16 protein-coding genes are annotated in these 17429 nt (G+C 31.4%); 12 read left to right on the top strand and 4 right to left on the bottom strand.

The genetic code is table 11. The features are described from left to right. Nucleotides 1–245: 245 nt before the first annotated feature. Genes IJI93_RS04600 through IJI93_RS04590 form a run of 3 tightly spaced genes read right to left on the bottom strand, consistent with a single transcriptional unit; the run spans nt 246 to nt 3074 of the window. The gene (locus IJI93_RS04600) at nt 246–1058 is read right to left on the bottom strand and encodes a class I SAM-dependent methyltransferase (RefSeq protein WP_292820583.1); all 813 of its coding nucleotides are present in this window, start codon (nt 1056–1058) and stop codon (nt 246–248) included. Continuing rightward, nucleotides 1058–2068, bottom strand: a complete 1011-nt coding sequence (locus IJI93_RS04595) for an aldo/keto reductase (RefSeq protein WP_292820580.1) — start codon at nt 2066–2068, stop codon at nt 1058–1060. Before IJI93_RS04595 ends, IJI93_RS04600 begins: the two co-directional genes overlap by 1 nt. Before the next feature lies 1 nt (nt 2069). Beyond that, nucleotides 2070–3074, bottom strand: a complete 1005-nt coding sequence (locus IJI93_RS04590) for a tetratricopeptide repeat protein (protein WP_292820577.1) — start codon at nt 3072–3074, stop codon at nt 2070–2072. A gap of 127 nt (nt 3075–3201) precedes the next feature. Between IJI93_RS04590 and IJI93_RS04585 the strand changes: the two genes are divergently transcribed. Both IJI93_RS04585 and IJI93_RS04580 read left to right on the top strand, forming a co-directional pair. Next, nucleotides 3202–4872 carry a glutamate--tRNA ligase gene (locus IJI93_RS04585; RefSeq protein WP_292820574.1) on the top strand — a complete coding sequence of 557 codons (1671 nt, stop codon included), beginning with the start codon at nt 3202–3204 and terminating at the stop codon, nt 4870–4872. Between the two features lie 8 nt (nt 4873–4880). Then, a complete protein-coding gene (locus IJI93_RS04580; RefSeq protein ID WP_292820571.1) occupies nt 4881–5348 on the top strand; it encodes a hypothetical protein in 468 nt (155 codons plus the stop codon). Between the two features lie 41 nt (nt 5349–5389). Here IJI93_RS04580 and IJI93_RS04575 read toward each other — a convergent pair whose 3' ends face one another. Continuing rightward, entirely contained in the window at nt 5390–6976 is a 1587-nt protein-coding gene (locus IJI93_RS04575) for a hypothetical protein (RefSeq protein WP_292820569.1), read from the bottom strand. A 188-nt stretch (nt 6977–7164) separates the two neighbouring features. Between IJI93_RS04575 and IJI93_RS04570 the strand changes: the two genes are divergently transcribed. The 10 genes from IJI93_RS04570 (at nt 7165) to IJI93_RS04525 (ending at nt 17428) form a co-directional block, all read left to right on the top strand. Next, on the top strand, nt 7165–8400 hold the full coding sequence (locus tag IJI93_RS04570) for an LL-diaminopimelate aminotransferase (RefSeq protein WP_292820566.1): 1236 nt from the start codon (nt 7165–7167) through the stop codon (nt 8398–8400). Beyond that, entirely contained in the window at nt 8401–9102 is a 702-nt protein-coding gene (locus IJI93_RS04565) for a DUF6882 domain-containing protein (RefSeq protein WP_292820563.1), read from the top strand. Nucleotides 9103–9106: 4 nt separating this feature from the next. After that, complete coding sequence (locus IJI93_RS04560) at nt 9107–9694, top strand: DUF6891 domain-containing protein (RefSeq protein WP_292820560.1); 588 nt, start codon at nt 9107–9109, stop codon at nt 9692–9694. 1 nt (nt 9695) lies between these two features. Then, nucleotides 9696–10289, top strand: coding sequence for a hypothetical protein (locus IJI93_RS04555; RefSeq protein ID WP_292820557.1), 594 nt, complete (start codon nt 9696–9698; stop codon nt 10287–10289). Nucleotides 10290–10457: 168 nt separating this feature from the next. Next, entirely contained in the window at nt 10458–11477 is a 1020-nt protein-coding gene (locus IJI93_RS04550; protein ID WP_292820554.1) for an adenylosuccinate synthetase, read from the top strand. A 105-nt stretch (nt 11478–11582) separates the two neighbouring features. Continuing rightward, nucleotides 11583–13040, top strand: a complete 1458-nt coding sequence (locus tag IJI93_RS04545) for an AAA family ATPase (RefSeq protein WP_292820551.1) — start codon at nt 11583–11585, stop codon at nt 13038–13040. Nucleotide 13041: 1 nt separating this feature from the next. Next, nucleotides 13042–14139: a hypothetical protein gene (locus IJI93_RS04540; protein WP_292820548.1), complete on the top strand. Its 1098-nt coding sequence runs from the start codon at nt 13042–13044 to the stop codon at nt 14137–14139. 53 nt (nt 14140–14192) lie between these two features. Beyond that, nucleotides 14193–15131: an ABC transporter substrate-binding protein gene (locus IJI93_RS04535; RefSeq protein WP_292820545.1), complete on the top strand. Its 939-nt coding sequence runs from the start codon at nt 14193–14195 to the stop codon at nt 15129–15131. Nucleotides 15132–15237: 106 nt separating this feature from the next. Beyond that, entirely contained in the window at nt 15238–16035 is a 798-nt protein-coding gene (locus IJI93_RS04530) for a class II glutamine amidotransferase (protein WP_292820542.1), read from the top strand. Next, entirely contained in the window at nt 16028–17428 is a 1401-nt protein-coding gene (locus tag IJI93_RS04525; protein WP_292820540.1) for a hypothetical protein, read from the top strand. The genes IJI93_RS04530 and IJI93_RS04525 overlap by 8 nt, the downstream gene beginning before the upstream one ends. Nucleotide 17429: the final 1 nt, after the last annotated feature.

Raw genomic sequence — 17429 nt, 5'->3', positions numbered from 1 at the left:
AAAAACATTTTATCATGTTTTTTAATTAATTTGTGTGAAAATATATTAATTAATGATTATGGCTAGAAATTTCAGTTGAAATTGATTATTATTTATTAAAATTGAAGTTATGGTTTAAAAAAGTTTGTTTGAATAATATTTAACATTTAACAATGGTTTTGATATATGAAAGTAACTTTTGATAATATCATTTGTAGACATAATCTAAACCATGATTAAAAGTGATTAATTTCATTTTATTTTTTCTATTTTTTCCACCAAACCATTATCCAATCGGCTTTGTCTTTTTCATTGAACAATTTTCCGGTTTCTTCGTCTTTGATAAGGACTTCTGCCAAATATTTTTTAAGCTTCTCTTTTTGACTGTCTGAGTACAAATCGAGTCTGAATTTACCGTTGTTCATAGCATCTTCGATGCTGTCATATAATTTATAGTTTTTAAGGTCAAAACGTTCAACATTCGCGTAAATTCCCATATTGAATAATATGTTGAAGAAATAATTGTAATCCGGAAAGTCTTCTGTCTGTATACCCAGCCATTTATCAAAGTCTTTTTCTAATTTTTTGTTTTCAGGTCCAAAAATAGTTATGAAAACATATTTGTTGGCAATTTTGTTTAATTCAGCTAATGTTTCTTCAATTGGTATGATTGCATTCAGTGACCTTGAGCAGACAACGACATCAACATCTTCGATTTCATCGTATGTTATCTCTTCAATAGGTTTTAGAATAGTTTCAATGTTATCGATATTATTGTCGGATGCTCTTTTTTCGAGGTATTCCAGCATTTTTGGTGATGAATCAATTCCAATAACTTTTTTTACTTTTTTAGCTAATGGTACCGTAACTGATCCTTCACCGCATCCAACATCTAAAACAGTATCATTTTCACTAAGTATTAATTTGTCAAAAAGAGCAGTATTATAATCCTCTTTATGTGTTCTTTTATAAAAACCAGGTGCTGCTTCATCCCAGTTTTTCATAACTTTATCTTCAAGTCTTTCAGCCCAGTAACTTGCCCAATCAACATCATTCGGATTTTCAATGCACTGTTTCATTATTCCACCTTTGTTTTTCCAGATAAAACATTTTGATAATCTTCATAGTTTTCTTTTAAAAGTTCCGGAATATTTAATTCATAGGGGCATTTGTCAACGCATTCATAACATTCGACACAATCCAGAGTTTTTCTCATTATTTCCTGAGTTCTTTCATCTAAATTTGGTTCGGTTGGAAAACGTCTAATCCAAAGTGACATTCTGGCACACAAACTGACATTGATTTCTTCAGGACAAGGCATACAGTATCCGCAGCCTCTGCAGAAATTAACTCCAAGTTCCTTTTTGTCATATTCAATAATTGATTTTAACTCATCATCTAAATGTGTATTTTCGTTATATGATAAAAATTCGTTAAGTTCTTCAAGTTTTTGAATTCCCCAAATTGGTAAAACATTATCAAACTGATTTAAGAATGCATAACTGGCTTTTGAGTTTTTAATTAATCCTCCACCCATTGCTTTCATTGCAATAAAACCTGCATCCAAATTCTTGCATTTTTCAACAAGCTCAATTTCTTCTTGACCGCTTAAATAGGAAAATGGATATTGTAAAGTTTCATAAAGGCCTGAATCAAGGGCCTCATGAGCATGTGTGATTTTATGGGTTGTAATTCCAATATGCTTTATCATTCCATTGTCTTTTGCTTCAAGCATTGCTTTGTATAGGTCATCTTCCTCTTTAGGGCAGAATGAAATATTGTGGAATTGGTGCAAGTCAAGATAATCTGTTTTCATACTTTTAAGTGATGTTTCCAAATCACTCCAAAAGTCCTCTACAGTTTCTGCTCCACTTTTACTTGCAAGATATATTTCTTCGCGAACATCACTCAATGCACGACCAATTTTTTCTTCACTGTCAGTGTAGAAATGTGCTGTATCATAAAAGTTTATTCCATTCTCATAAGCTGTTTGGAGAATTTCAATCGATTCGTCCATTGTGCATCTTTGGATTGGTAAAGCACCAAATCCATTTTTGTTTACTTCTAAATTAGTTTTCCCTAGCCTCATTTTAAAAACCATTCATTTTTAAGATAAAATATAATATTAAAATAATTATTAATATGATAATTGATGTTTTTGCTGAAAAAAATCTGGTTTTTCTAAATTCCTTGTCTTCAACTTCTCCTTTTTTCAAGATTCTCTCTTTTTCGAAAGAACATTTCTGATAAATGGCTTCAATATCTTTTGGAAGTCTTCCATGCTCATTCAACATACTTATTGTTTTATTTAAGTATTTTATAGCTTCAGCATCGTCATCCATCTTAACACAACAAAAAGCGGCTTTATAATTAAAATTGGTAATCAATTCCAGGTCATCCTCGATTTTGCTTTCATAATGTAGACAGTTTTTATAATTTTTCAACGCTTCCTTGTATCGTTTAAGTTCATATAGCGCATCACCTTTTGCATTGAATCCTATAATTGTATCCTCTTCGAGCAGGGATTTATCCAAATATTCGAGCGCTTCTTCGTTTTTTCCTGTTTTTTGCAGCATTTGCCCTTTATATAAATCTGATTTTTGGTCTGCCCCAAACTGATTTTCATAATTGTTAAGATTTCTTAAGGCATCATCATACCTTTTTGCCTGGATTAACAGTTCGATTCTTGCCATAATAAGTTCTTTTTTTGTCAAACGTGGTTTTTCAATGTTGGAGTAGGATTTATACTTTTCATAAGCCTTGTCCATATACTTTAGCGCTTCATCGATTTTGCCTTTATTAAATCGGGACATTGCCTTATCACAAATGGCATTAATTGATTTGGGTTGTATTTCCAAATATTTATCAAAATATTTTTCACCGTAATCTCCATTATCATGATTGGGGTCATAATATTGGTAGTATAGGCCTTTTTCTTCGATTGCAGGCAAATAATCAATATCAATCAATAAGTCTAAAATAGATAAGTAAGAGTCAATATCATCTTTTCCATGTCTTTTTCTAGCTAATTTCAGAGCTTCGTCATATTTTTCTTCATTAATGAATTGTTTTGCATTTGAAATTGCATCACTCATTATATCAACCTAATTTTTTTATCTAGCTCCCAATTTTTTATAACTACTCTCATCAATATTTATATATCTTCAATTAAATAAATAATATTGCTTATTTTTATTGAATTAATTAAATTGTGATGATTAAATGAATGATTTAGAAAAAATTATTTATAAACATGCTTTATTAAATGCTGCAAAACATAAGGGAAGTGCAAATCCCGGTGCAGTAATGGGTTCTATCATGTCAAATGAACCGGAACTCAGAAGCAAGGCAAAAGAAATTGGACCGATGTCCGGTAAAATTGTGGCCAAAGTCAATGCTTTGAGTCCAGAAGAGCAAGCTAGTGAGATGGAAAAATACGGTGTTGAAGTTCAGGATAAAAAACCTAAAGCCAAAGAAGCAGGGCTTCGGGAGCTTCCTGGAACTCATGAAAATATTGTATTGCGTTTTGCTCCAAATCCAAGCGGACCATTGCATATAGGACACTCAAGAGCAGCCGTTCCAAATGCGGAATATGTAAAAAGGCATAACGGTAAGTTGATCTTGAGGATTGAGGATACTGATCCAAAAAGGGTATTTGAACCCGCTTACGAGATGATTCCGGAAGATTTGAAATGGTTGGGAATCAATCCTGATGAAGTAATCTATCAATCTGACAGGTTTGAAATTTATTATGATTATGCCCGTCAATTAATTGAAAAGGGTGCTGCATACATGTGCACTTGTGATGGAGCAACCTTCAAAGAGCTTAAGGATAATTGTAAAGCCTGTCCATGCAGAGACAATAGTGTTGAAGAAAACCTTGAGCTATGGGATAAATTTGACACCATGCAGGCTGGTGAAGCAGTACTTAGAGTTAAAACAGATATCAATCATAAAAACCCTGCAATCAGAGACTGGGTAGCTATGAGGCTAGTCGATGAAACTCACCCACGTTTAGGTAATAAATATAGAATTTACCCAATGATGAACTTCTCTGTTGCAGTGGATGATCATCTGATGGGATTAACTCACGTTTTAAGAGGAAAAGACCACTTAGCAAACACAGAAAAACAAAAATACTTATATGATGCTATGCAATGGGATGTACCTGAGTATATACACTATGGAAGACTTAAAATGGAGGATATAGCATTAAGCACATCCAAAGCAATGGCAGGAATTGAAGATGGAACTTACAGCGGATGGGATGATCCAAGACTTGGAACTTTAAGGGCTATTGCAAGGCGCGGAATTGATTCAAGAACAATTTACAATTTAATCACTGAAATTGGTGTAAAAATGGCTGATTCTGCCATTAGCTGGAAAAAGATTTATGGCCTAAATCGTAATTTCTTAGAACCTGTAGCTAATAGATACTTCTTCTGTGAAGATCCTCAACTGATTGAAGTTGAAGGTTACAGCGATGGTAAAGTGGACATTGAAAGGCCGCTTCATGCAGACCATTTGGATAGGGGAAACAGAATATTGCCATTTGACGGAAAGGCTTATTTGGCTAAAAGCGATATTAACAATGGAATTTTCAGATTAATGGATGCTGTCAATGTTGAAATTGATGGAGATAAAATTACCTATCATTCTACCTCTTTTGAAGATGCTCGTGAAGTTAAAGCGAGAATTATCCAATGGGTTCCGGTTGAAGACAATGTAAATGTCAAAATTGTTATGGATGATGCATCAATTAAATCAGGACTTGGCGAAAGTGCTCTTAAAGACTTGGAAGTTGGTGATGTAGTTCAATTTGAAAGGGTTGGATTTGCAAGACTTGATGAGATTGGGGATGATGAGCTAACATTTTACTTTGCACATAAATAGGTGATGAAATGACAATGTTTTCAAATGGTTTTGCAACACTTCAGATGCCTGAGGATTTTGAGGCTATTGCTACAAAAGATGAATTCAATGACATGTATTTGGTAAATACTAAAATCCCCATGTCCATTAAATTCTCCACTACCCCTACTCTTGTGGGGCTTCCGGCAATTAAGGAAGATATTGAAAAGAATATACAAAATAACGATAAGATTAATTTAATAGCTTCTGATTTTATCCCTGTCAATGATGATATCTATTATATGATTGTATCTTCTTTTTCAGATGGGGAAAATGAAATTCGCCGCAATGAATTTTTATATGTGGAAGACAATAATCTATATATTTTCGAATACACCTATCCCTATGCGGATAGAGAATTAGACGACTTCTATTTGGATGTGGTTCGTTCTTTAAAAATAATCGTTCCAAAGTATATAGTAGAGGATGGCAGTTATAAGCTAAATAAAAAAGATTAACTTTTTTTTTTAATTATGTGGTGTTTTGTAAAAAAGATATATTAATATACCTTTTTCACATCACTAGGTTTAATGGTAATGTTCTGTCTTCTGTATTTTACAGAGATGTCATCACCGTTAATTGCATAAACTTGGCTTGAATAAGTTTCTCCTAAGTGATTAAATATAATTTCGTCACCTTTTTTAATTACAAATTCATTGTTGTTAATTTGCACTTTGATGTTATCTCTTGATGGCTTATCTTTAATGGTTCCAATTTTTGATTCTTTAATCTCAGGTTCCGGAGAGTTCTGTGCCATGTTGAATATTTTCTGTGTGTTTTGTTGTCTTAATCTTTCATCATCATCAAGTAAATGGTACTCTTCGTAACTTGCTTCAAAATCGCTATGAGTTTCATTGATTATTGGTTCAAATTCATCTTCATATTCATTTACGTTTCTGATGTAGTTTTCTTCATAGGTATCATTTACTTCTATGTTATTAGGTTCGGAGATGAGTTTTTCTTTAACGTCTTGGAAAATTTTAGAACCTTTTATTGTATTTGTGATTTTAGCAAGGTCTTTTCTGTAATCTAAGTCACTATCATATTCGCCAAATGTATTAGTGCCTGTAATTTCATCATCTTTGTTTTCATTAACTTTAGTTGGTGTTTTAAGAATTGGCTCTTTGATTTCTTCTTCAGGTGTTTCAAGTAAAACATCAGTGATGCCTGAACTTTCGGAAATGCTTTCCACTTCTTCTTCAGTTTCTTGAGAGGCGGTATTGATCGCATCTTCAATATCTTGTGATGTAACAGTTGGAGCTTCTATTTCTGCGGTTTCTGCTTCTTCAGTTTCTTCAACAATATCACTAGTGGTGCCGACTAAATCAGTAGTTTCCTCTTTTTCTTCAGTTTTTATTTCATTTGAAGTGTCGTTAATTATTTCGTTAATAGTTTCTTCATGGTTTTCAATAATTTCTTCAATAAGAGCATCTTCTTTTTCATTGTTCTGCCTTTGTTTGATGCTTTCTTTCAATTCGTTAATTTCTTCATCATCCTCATGAGAGACTATTTCTTTTTCTCTTTCACTATCTTTTCTTTTGGATTCTTTAATCAATTCATCTATAGTGAATAAGTCTTTTAGTTCATGTTTTTCATTAGAAGGGTTGTTATTTTGACTCATAATATCCATCTGGCTTTGTTTAATTGGTTCTTGGAATTTTTCAACAGTATTTCCATAATCTACTGTTACTTGATTTGGAGATTCATATTTAATGTTGGCATTCTCATTAGTCACTTGTGCTTCATCCTGTGACTCATATGTGATGTTGCCTTTATTGTAATCGGTTTCAACGGAATATGCGATAGGCTCTTCATAGGTATCTTTAAAAGATATTTCATCGCTTCCAATATCATTAATGTTAAATTTATTAAGTTGGGTTGAATGATTGGATTTGGAATTATTGCTATTTCTTGATAATAAATTTTGCCCTGCATTAATTACCTTGTTAATGGACTGATTTCCATTTAATATTGATAATTCATTGTTTTCAAGTTTATTTCCACCATAATGCATTTTAACAGCTATTATTGAAATAATACCTATTATGGCTATAGCAATCCAAATTATTATTGTTAATCCATTCATGTTTCCAACTCTAAATTTTTATTAAATTAATAGTATCTTATATTTATGTAAAATAGTTAATTTAAATATTTTCATTATGGGCATTTATTATTTATAATATAATTTTTTTTAGAATTTCATTAATCATTCATTTTATATAATTGCAAAACTAAAATATAAATTAGATTAATATTTTATGAGGATTAATCATGGTTGTTAAAATTAATGAAAACTATCTTAAATTAAAAAGCAGTTATCTTTTTGTAGAAGTTGCAAGAAGAGAAGCGGAATTTAGTAAAGCGAATCCTGATGCCAATGTAATTAAAATGGGTATTGGTGATGTAACTAAACCATTAGTCCCGGCAGTTGTTGAAGCATTTAGAAATGCTGTGGATGAGATGGGTGATGCTGAAACTTTTATGGGTTATGGTCCAGAACAAGGTTATGAATTTTTAGCTAAAGCAATTATTGAAAATGATTATAATGAATACGGTATTGATTTGGACACATCTGAAGTATTTATAAGTGATGGGGCAAAATGTGATACCGGAAATATTCAGGAAATATTTGGTATAGACAATAAGATTGCAGTAACTGACCCTGTTTATACAGTTTATGTAGATACCAATGTAATGGCTGGAAGAACTGGGGAAATGAAAGATGATGGAATGTATGAAGGATTAACATACATTAAATGCAATGCTGAAAACGGATTTGTACCTGAACTTCCATCTGAACCTGTGGATATTATTTATTTATGTTATCCAAACAATCCTACTGGTACAACACTTACTAGGGATCAGTTAAAAGTATTTGTAGATTATGCAAAAGAAAATAAAGCAATTATTTTGTTTGATGCTGCTTATGAAATATTTATAAATGAAGATGATGTTCCTCACAGTATTTATGAAATTGAAGGTGCAAAAGAAGTTGCCATAGAATTTAAGAGCTTTTCAAAAACAGCAGGATTCACAGGAACTCGTTGCGCATATACTGTTGTTCCTAAGGAATTAATCGGATATGACAGTCAGGGAAATGAAGTGGAAATTAATCCATTATGGAACAGAAGGCAAACAACCAAGTTCAATGGTGCGTCTTATCCTGTGCAAAGGGCTGCTGAGGCAACTTACTCTCCTGAAGGTAAAAAGCAAATTAAGGAAGTTGTTGATTATTACATGGAAAATGCAAAGGTTATCCGGGAAAGCTTAACTGATATTGGTCTTGAAGTTTATGGTGGAGTAAGCTCTCCATATATATGGGTTAAAACTCCTAATGATATGGATTCATGGGCATTTTTTGATTTATTGTTAAATGAAGCTAATGTTGTTGGAACACCAGGTTCAGGATTTGGCCCTAGTGGTGAAGGATACTTAAGACTCACTGCATTCAATACATTAGAAAATACAAAAGAAGCAATGGATAGAATTTCAAAATTAGAATTTTAGGTGTTAATATTGAAAGTAATAGAAAAACCAGTAACTATAGAAGAAGATGATTCATTCAAGGTTATTCTATCAAAATATGGGGCTTTAGCTTTAGATAGGCAAGAAAATCTTTCGGAATTGATTGGTGAAACAGTTGGTCAATTAGATATTGAAAAAGGAACCATTACATTTGATGAGATCGTTATTCCGGTACAAATTTTAGGATTTTTTTCTCAAGACTTAAATCAGTGGTCTTGGGCATGGGATTGTGAAGAAATTTTTGGAGAAAATTTAATTAAATCATCAAAGCAAATTAAAACAATCGGAGATGAATTTGATATTATTGAGTTCAAATCTCCTGTTTTACAGACTGATTTCAATGCATGCCACACTTTGGCCATGACAGCTTCTTCCATACTTAATATGGATGCATATTATGCTGTTTCAGAAGATGGAATTGAGATTTTTGTTGCGTTTAAATCAGATTTAATTAAAGAAAATAATTCTGTAAAGAAATTCAGGGATACTTTCTACACTTTCCAAAAGAATTTCAAGATTTATCCGAGAATAGCTTTTGAATCCTATACCAAACTTAAAGGATATGGATTCAAACCTCATGATGATTTTGACCTAGCAAAAATAGGTGAAAGTCGTGTAATGGCGGGGTTTACTGAAAGAGGAAATGTCACCCGTATTTTGATATTTGGTGATGATGAAAGGTGAAGTTATGAATCCAGATTTAGTTGAGGAAATTGAATACATGATGGATATACTCACTAAATCCGGCTTTTTTAACACAGATGAAATCCTCGAAATATTGGAAGATGAATTCATTGAAGAAGATGTTGATTTCTCTCAATTCAAATTTTCTTTAAATGAATTCGATAATACTAATTTCAATAAATTGGAATCAGCTTTCAATTCTCTAGCTAATGAAAATATTGTAGCTATACATAATTGCGGCTATGATATTGAAGAGGGTGTTCAAGATGCTTTTGAATTATTTGTTCATTTAAGAAATAATGACTTTTATCCAAAAGGATTTTGTTTTTACACTTTTGAAGATATTGAAGAAGCAATAATTGATAAGAAGTTAAAAATAACCTTTGGCGATTTTGAAAATAGTGAAGATAAAGCTTTGGAAATTGGCAAAATTGTCAGTAACAGTTTGAAGTCTGAAAATTTTAATATTAATTGGGATGGGACTATTAACAACCAAATTGAAATTATCCTATTTAACTGGGATAAGGCTTATGATGATGAAAAAGAATTCGAAATTGAAGGAGCATATGATAACTTTGTAAAAAGGTGTTAAAATGAATGGGAGATCTCTAAAATTAATTCGTGAAGTGTTAATTAATTCAGGTAAACTGACTTCTATAGAAATATCTCAGGATTCCATATATTTGGAATTTAAAGATGTTGAACTAGGGGTTCCAAATGAAATGGAAGATTTTTCTCTAACAGTTCGTTTCGCATCTGATTCATTCATAACTATTTTTTATAATAATATTTGGGATATTGATTTTTTATCAAAATATGATTTTAAAAATCAGTTATTAAGTGAAGAGATATTTTTTGAAATTGAGGATATAAAGTTTGTTGACTTTGAATATCTCAACACATTTTTCTATGATTACAAAAAAGAAAAAACCATTTCTGTAATAGAAGATTTCAGCATTCATAATATCAGAAATGACTTTTTCATGCTAATTAAAACAAAAGAGATGGCTGTTGCTGTTGGTGGAAATCAAATGGATTTCTTTACTAAAGATGAGCGATTAACTGATGCTTCTTTGAGGGATTTGTCAAATCAGTGGATGTTATACTTTTTGAAATACCATCTTAAAAGAAATATAATTAAAGACCCTATGTGTGAAAACCATCCATTAGAATATAATAAGGATTAGTTTTAACTATTTTCAATTTAAGATAATTGCTATTTTGTTTAAATACATCCGATAATAGTTTGACGAATATTGGATATTGGAAAACTTTTTTAATTAGTAATGACATAATATAACTGTTACGGAAATTTTCTAATTTTCCTATCTTATTAATATTTAAGGAGTTATTAAATGACTTGTAGTATTTTAGTTGGTGGAGCATGGGGTGATGAAGGTAAAGGAAAATGTATTACTTACCTTTGTGATGCTGATAAACCAGATATTATTGCTCGTGCAGGAGTTGGACCAAATGCGGGGCATTCTGTTGAATTCAATGGAGAAAAATATGGTTTAAGATTAACCCCATCAGGTTTTGTACATACTGATGCAAAGCTTATGATAGGTGCCGGTGTATTAGTCAATCCGGATGTTTTATTTAAAGAGTTTGAAGATTTAAAAAAATATAATGTAAAAGAAAGAATGTGCATTGATCCTAGATGTGCAATAATCAGCGAGGATCATATGGAAAGGGATAAAAACTCCGAATATTTAGCTAAAAAAATCGGAAGTACAGGTTCTGGCTGCGGACCCGCTAATTCAGACCGTGTGATGAGGACAATTGATTTGGCCCGTGACATTCCTGAACTTGAAGAATACATTGCTGATGTGTCTTTAGCTTGTAATGAAGCTATTGATAACGGTGAAGATGTCTTTATTGAAGGATCCCAAGGTTTTGCACTTTCTCTTTATTATGGATCTTATCCTTTTGTAACCAGTAAAGATACAACCGCATCCACTTTTGCCGCGGATGTGGGTGTTGGACCAACTAAAGTGGACGAAGTCATAAATGTATTTAAATCTTATATTTCCCGTGTTGGTGAAGGTCCGTTTCCAACAGAAATGACTCAAGAAGAAGCTGAAAGTAAAGGTCTTGAAGAATATGGTGTTGTAACTGGACGTAGGAGACGTATTGGTTACTTTGATATGGAACTTGCCAAAGAATCATGTAGAATCAATGGGGCTACTCAAATTGCTTTAACCTGTGTTGATAGGTTATTTGATTGTGCTCGTGTACAAAACTACGATGAGTTATCTGCTGAGACTAAAGCTTTCATTGAAGATATTCAGACTGAAACAGGAGTTCCTGTAACCATTATTTCAACTGGGCCTGACTTAAAAGACACAATTGATTTAAGAAAAGAATTATTATAATTCTTTAACTTAAATTTCTTTTTTTTAACAAACAATATTAAACACAACTTATATTATAACTACTTAACATATCTATTATTAATGAGCAATATTTAGGTATTTTTTATGTTAGAGTGGACTATTTGTAAAAACTGTGGAAAAATCATTGATAACTCTAAGAATACATGTTCCTTTTGTGGAAGCGATGTTGAGAAAATTCAGATGGATTTTTTAACAACCTATTTGGCGGAATCCATGTTTATAATTAAAACACTTGATGTTTTTAAAGACCAGTGTCCTTCTATTTGTGATTTGGATTCGAATTTGGAAAGCATTGTGCTTGATGATTTGTTTAGATGGTTTAGCTATTTGGGGTTGGGTGATGGTAAAATCACAGACAATGAATTGGAATTTATAAATTCACTATTGAATACTTCTTATTTAAAAGAGGATATCTTAAATCTCACAAATTTCAAATTAGATGATAGTTTACCGTTATCATTTAAATGTTTACATGAAATTGATCTATTTACATTGGATTTCAACATGAGCAATGTCAATTCATGTTATTCATTATTTGAATGCTACAAATTCCTAGCCAAGTTTTTCATCACTGTTGATAATGATTTAAATGAAGATGTATTGGAGTTATATGGAAGCTATATAAAAAATATTGAGAATCAATTAATCAGTAATGGTGTTGATTTAAGCCCGTCAAGTAATGTTTTCATTCCACCAACTAAAAATAGTATTGAAGAAGAAACGGAAGATGTTCACTCACTTGATGAATATTTAGAAGAATTAAATAGGTTAATTGGTCTTGATAATGTTAAAAAGGATGTAAATTCACTAATTAATTTAGTGCAAATCAGAAAAATAAGAAAGGAAAGGGGCATCAAACAACCTCCAATGAGCCTGCATTTGGTTTTTTCCGGAAATCCTGGAACTGGTAAAACAACAGTAGCAAGGATTCTTTCCAAAATTTATCATGAAATAGGACTTCTTTCTAAAGGCCATCTAATAGAAACGGATAGAAGCGGTCTTGTAGGAGGTTATGTCGGTCAAACTGCAATCAAAACTCAGGAAGTTATTCAATCTGCTTTGGGTGGAATCTTATTTATTGATGAGGCATACAGTTTGGCATCTAAAAGCGAAAATGATTATGGGGCTGAAGCTATTGATACCATTTTAAAAGCAATGGAAGACCATAGGGATGATTTTATTGTTATTGTTGCAGGATATCCTGCTCTAATGGACAATTTCCTGCATTCAAATCCAGGGTTGGAGTCCAGATTTAACAAATTCATTTATTTTGATGATTATGATGACAAAGAGCTGTATAAGATATTCCTGCTGATGTGCAGCGATGCTAATCTGGTGTTAGAAGATGCTGCCGATGAATATGTAAAACAATACTTTAAAAAGATGTATGAAACCAAAACAGATAATTTTGCAAATGGAAGATCTGTTAGAAACTTCTTTGAAGAGGTAATTGTTGCTCAAGCTAATAGGTTGGCTCCTAAAGAGAATATTGCTGATGAGGAGTTAAACACTTTAACTTATGAGGATTTTTTGGTTGATTGAAATGGATTATAAAATATGTAATGACTGTGGGTGCAGGGTAGACATTAGTTCTAATTTCTGTCCTGATTGCGGAGGTAACTCTTTTAATAATTTACAAACTCCAAAAGTTGTAGATAGCTCAAAGCCAAGTTTGATACATTCTTTACTGTATTGGGATTATGAGGGATATTTTGTTATTTCAAAAACCAAATTTACAACTATTGTCCTATTTTTATTTTTCATGCTGATGGGAATTATATTAAACAATATTCTGGGAGCTGTAATTGTCGGTTCAATAGTTTGTCTTGTTGTATTCTGCATTGGTTTTTTAATTTATAAACTACTTCCTAAACCTTCCCAATTTAAACTTAAATATAATGATTATGGGTTATTAGTTGATTTAAAGCATTTTTTACTATTCTGGCAAAATAAAAACACAGGTGAATTTGTATTATCCAAAACAAAAATTATTTCACATTTGATATTTATTGCATTTGCGTTGTATGATGCTTTGGTTTTAATACCGCAAAATTTAGTTATATCTATTTTAATTGGTTTGACTTTTGAAACCCCTGCATTTTTAATAGGTTATGTAATTCATAAGTTAACTAATCCCAATCCGACAAATCCTAAAAAGGTTATTTCTAAACCGAAGGAAGTTCCAAAAACTAAAGAGGTTCCAAAAGCAAAAACTACACCAAAAGTCATCACTTCCGATTATCAAACAAATTCTGAATTTGAGGCATATGAAAAGCAAATTGATGATTTGGAAAGAGAGTTTTCATCTAAAGAGGTTAATGTTAGAAATTTAATAGAAAAACGTTTCAAACCACCTCAATTGACATATACCAAATTCATATCTGTTGTGGATAAATCTTCAGAGCTATTTAAGAATCAAGTTGAGGCATCCAGGACAATTATTAATCTATCAAGTGATTGTTCACCGAAAATTGAAAATGAATTAAACTCCAAAATCGATGTTTTAAAAACAATCATTGATAAATTGGATGATTTAACTAATGAATTGGTATTGGTGGAGGATAAGTCACAGGATGGAGATATTCATGAGCTGTTTGATGATATGGAGGACTTAATTAAATCAGTTAAAGAGTATGAATAATTTCATCAAAAATCTTTAATAATTTTTTAACCAAATTTATAATAGGTGATATAATGGACAATAAAATTATTGCAATTATTATAGCTATTGTCGTTATTGCTGTTGCAGGTGCATTTTTTTTACTGAATGGTGATGATGGTACTGTAACAATTGGTTATTTGCCTTCTGACCATGATGCTGCATTGTTTGTTGCAGATGCACAAGGACAATACGAAAAAGAGGGAATTAAAACTAAACTTGTTCAATTCAACAATGGTGGAGACTTAATGACTGCTATGGCTAGCGGTGAAGTCGATGTAGGTTATGTTGGAATTACTCCTGTTTTATCATCAATTGAAAAAGGAGTTCCTGTGAAGGTAATTTCAGCGGCTCAAACTGAAGGATCAGGTATTGTCGTATCACAAGACTCTGGAATTAGTTCAGTTGCCGATTTGGCAGGTAAAAAAATAGCTACACCTGGTGAAGCTTCAATTCAACATATGCTGCTCACTTATTATTTAAAAGAGAATGGAATGTCTATTGGTGATGTAAAGGTTTCAGCTATGAAAGTTCCTTCAATGAATGATGCCCTTAAAACTAATAAAATTGATGGTATGATTACATTTGAGCCATATGTAACAATTGCTAGTGAAAATGGGGCAAATCTGTTGGTTGATTCAGCCGATATATTGCCAAATCATCCATGTTGTGTTGTAGTGGCTTCAGATAAATTCATTGAAAATCATCCCAATGAAACTCAAAAAATATTGGATATCCATAAAAATGCCACTGATTATATCAATAATAACACTGATGAAGCGGCAGGACTTCTTCCTGATAATATTGTTAGTGATGTTGAAGTAGAGAAAAAAGCATTGTCTGGATTCCCATTCATATCTGGATTGGATGATAGCTTTAAACAGGATGTAATGGATTTCATGAATCTTGAAGTTGATTTAGGTGTTTTAAAACAATCAATTCCTCAAGATAAAATTTTTTGGCAAGGTAGTTAATTAATTTTAACTACTTCTCTTTTTGAAAATATTTAAATAATATGAATTATATAACAATTGTTATCACAGTATAACAATTGTGATAATAATTAATGGGAGGGATAATATGTGTGAAATTTTTTGTTTTAATTCGAATACGCCAAAACAAATAAATGAATGTTTACAATGTTTTTATAATCACTCAGAAGAACATCCGCATGGATGGGGATTGGCTAATATGCAATCTGATGAATTTGTTATAGATAAAGAGCCGATTAAAGCAACATGTAGTCAACATTTGAAAGATATATTATCCCACCCGGTTATTGGAAAAAATGTATTTGCCCATATTAGATTAGCTACTGTAGGTGAAATAATATCTCCAAATTGCCATCCTTTCACTGAATTTGATGATAACAACAGGTCTTGGATGTTAATTCATAATGGTACAATATTTGATTATCCGGAACTTGATAAATATAAAGGAGATGAAAAAGGTGATACGGATTCTGAAAGAATCTTATTGTATATTATTGATAAGGTTAATGAATTTGAACAAGCAAAAAATGCTCCTTCAACTATTAAGGAACGTTTTAATTTATTAACAGAAATTGTAGCGGATTTGTCTAAAAATAATAAACTTAATTTAATGATTTACGATGGGGATTTAACATATATTCATTCAAATATGAGGGATTCCTTATATTATCTAAAAAGCGATGAGGGATTTTTAGTTGCATCAACTCCATTAGATGATAATGAAAATTGGAAACCTGTAGAATTAAATAAGCTATTTGGATTAATCGACGGAAATATTATTTTTGAAAGCTTGGAACATGATAATGAATTTATTTTAACAGAAGAGCATGAAAAAGCTATTGAAGAATTTTTAAAATCAATAAACGGGGATAAAATTCATGATTAATAGAGAACTGATACGAAATAGGCTGTATGAAGAGTTTATTAAGCCAACTAATCAAAAAAAGAATTTCATTGGCATCGAAATTGAAATTCCAATTATCAATCTTAACAAAAAAGCTGTAGATTTTGATGTTGTTCATAAGGTCACAGATAAATTCCAAAAACAATATTCTGATTTCAAAGATGACGGGATAGATTATGATGGAAATGTATTTTCTCTTAAAAATAAAAATAATGATGATATTGTCTGTTATGATTGTTCCTATAACAATATTGAGTTTGCAATGGGTAGAGAAAAAGATTTGTTTTCGATAAATGACCGTTTTTGTGATTATTATTCATTTACAAAGGAATGTTTCGAAGAATTTAACCATACATTAACTGGAATGGGCATTAATCCCTATAGAAAATATAATGAACACCAGCCTATTCCCTCAGAAAGATATCTGATGTTATATCATCATTTGAAATCTTTTAAGGACTATAAAAATATTCCAATGTATTTTCATAGATATCCAGAATATGGAATGTTTTCATCAGCTTCACAAGTTCAGTTAGATGTACATAAGGATGAGTTAGTCAAAACTATCAATGTTTTCTCAAAAGTTGAACCTATTAAAGCGTTATTGTTTTCAAATTCAGTATTGTTTGATGAAAATAGTAATTTAGTTTGTTTTAGGGATCTTTTATGGGAATATTCAACTCATGGTGTAAATCCTCATAATATTGGAATGTATGATGTTGATTTTAAAGATATTAATGATTTGCAATCATATTTGGAATCATTAAATATCTACTGTGTAATGCGTGATGGAGCATATATTAATTTTCCTTCAATGAACTTGATGGAATATTTTAATAGGGATTATGTTCGTGGTGAAGTATATTGCAATGGAGATTATAAAAGAATAGATATAACACCATGCATTGACGATATAGAATATTTGCGCCCATTTAAATTTATCAATTTAACATTTCGGGGAACTGTTGAGTTCAGAAGTGTATGCACACAACCTATTAGAGATTCAATGTCAGTTGCAGCATTTCACTTGGGACTCAAAGAAAAACTTGATGATTTAGAAGAGTTAATAAATAATGATTATATTATATATCATAAGGGATATACTGCAACCGAACTTAGAAAATTATTAATAAGTAATGAAACTCCTTCTTTTATAGATAAAAAGGATTTATGTAGATTGTCAAAAGACATAGTTGATTTGGCATCATTAGGGCTTAAAGAAAGGGGATTTGGCGAAGAAATCTTTTTAAATCCATTATATGAAAGAATTAAAAAGCATACAAATCCTGGAAGGTATTTAATCTCATCCATACGTAAAGGAATTAAATTGGAGGATCTTATTCAGGATTATGGTAAATTGAGCAATGTGTATTAGA

It is taken from the genome of Methanobrevibacter sp. (genome assembly GCF_017431965.1).
Taxonomy (GTDB): Archaea; Methanobacteriota; Methanobacteria; order Methanobacteriales; family Methanobacteriaceae; genus Methanocatella.
The sequence above is the reverse complement of the archived record's forward strand: the minus strand, read 5'-3'. Positions and strand labels throughout refer to the sequence as shown.

Excerpts from the sequence above, each read along its gene's own strand:
- IJI93_RS04580 (WP_292820571.1), top strand. The coding sequence starts at position 4,881 with ATGACAATGTTTTCAAATGGTTTTGCAACACTTCAGATGCCTGAGGAT.
- IJI93_RS04570 (WP_292820566.1), top strand. The coding sequence starts at position 7,165 with ATGGTTGTTAAAATTAATGAAAACTATCTTAAATTAAAAAGCAGTTAT.
- IJI93_RS04525 (WP_292820540.1), top strand. The coding sequence starts at position 16,028 with ATGATTAATAGAGAACTGATACGAAATAGGCTGTATGAAGAGTTTATT.
- IJI93_RS04600 (WP_292820583.1), bottom strand. The coding sequence starts at position 1,058 with ATGAAACAGTGCATTGAAAATCCGAATGATGTTGATTGGGCAAGTTAC.
- IJI93_RS04545 (WP_292820551.1), top strand. The coding sequence starts at position 11,583 with ATGTTAGAGTGGACTATTTGTAAAAACTGTGGAAAAATCATTGATAAC.
- IJI93_RS04535 (WP_292820545.1), top strand. The coding sequence starts at position 14,193 with ATGGACAATAAAATTATTGCAATTATTATAGCTATTGTCGTTATTGCT.
- IJI93_RS04530 (WP_292820542.1), top strand. The coding sequence starts at position 15,238 with ATGTGTGAAATTTTTTGTTTTAATTCGAATACGCCAAAACAAATAAAT.
- IJI93_RS04550 (WP_292820554.1), top strand. The coding sequence starts at position 10,458 with ATGACTTGTAGTATTTTAGTTGGTGGAGCATGGGGTGATGAAGGTAAA.
- IJI93_RS04540 (WP_292820548.1), top strand. The coding sequence starts at position 13,042 with ATGGATTATAAAATATGTAATGACTGTGGGTGCAGGGTAGACATTAGT.
- IJI93_RS04560 (WP_292820560.1), top strand. The coding sequence starts at position 9,107 with ATGAATCCAGATTTAGTTGAGGAAATTGAATACATGATGGATATACTC.
- IJI93_RS04595 (WP_292820580.1), bottom strand. The coding sequence starts at position 2,068 with ATGAGGCTAGGGAAAACTAATTTAGAAGTAAACAAAAATGGATTTGGT.
- IJI93_RS04590 (WP_292820577.1), bottom strand. The coding sequence starts at position 3,074 with ATGAGTGATGCAATTTCAAATGCAAAACAATTCATTAATGAAGAAAAA.
- IJI93_RS04585 (WP_292820574.1), top strand. The coding sequence starts at position 3,202 with ATGAATGATTTAGAAAAAATTATTTATAAACATGCTTTATTAAATGCT.
- IJI93_RS04575 (WP_292820569.1), bottom strand. The coding sequence starts at position 6,976 with ATGAATGGATTAACAATAATAATTTGGATTGCTATAGCCATAATAGGT.
- IJI93_RS04555 (WP_292820557.1), top strand. The coding sequence starts at position 9,696 with ATGAATGGGAGATCTCTAAAATTAATTCGTGAAGTGTTAATTAATTCA.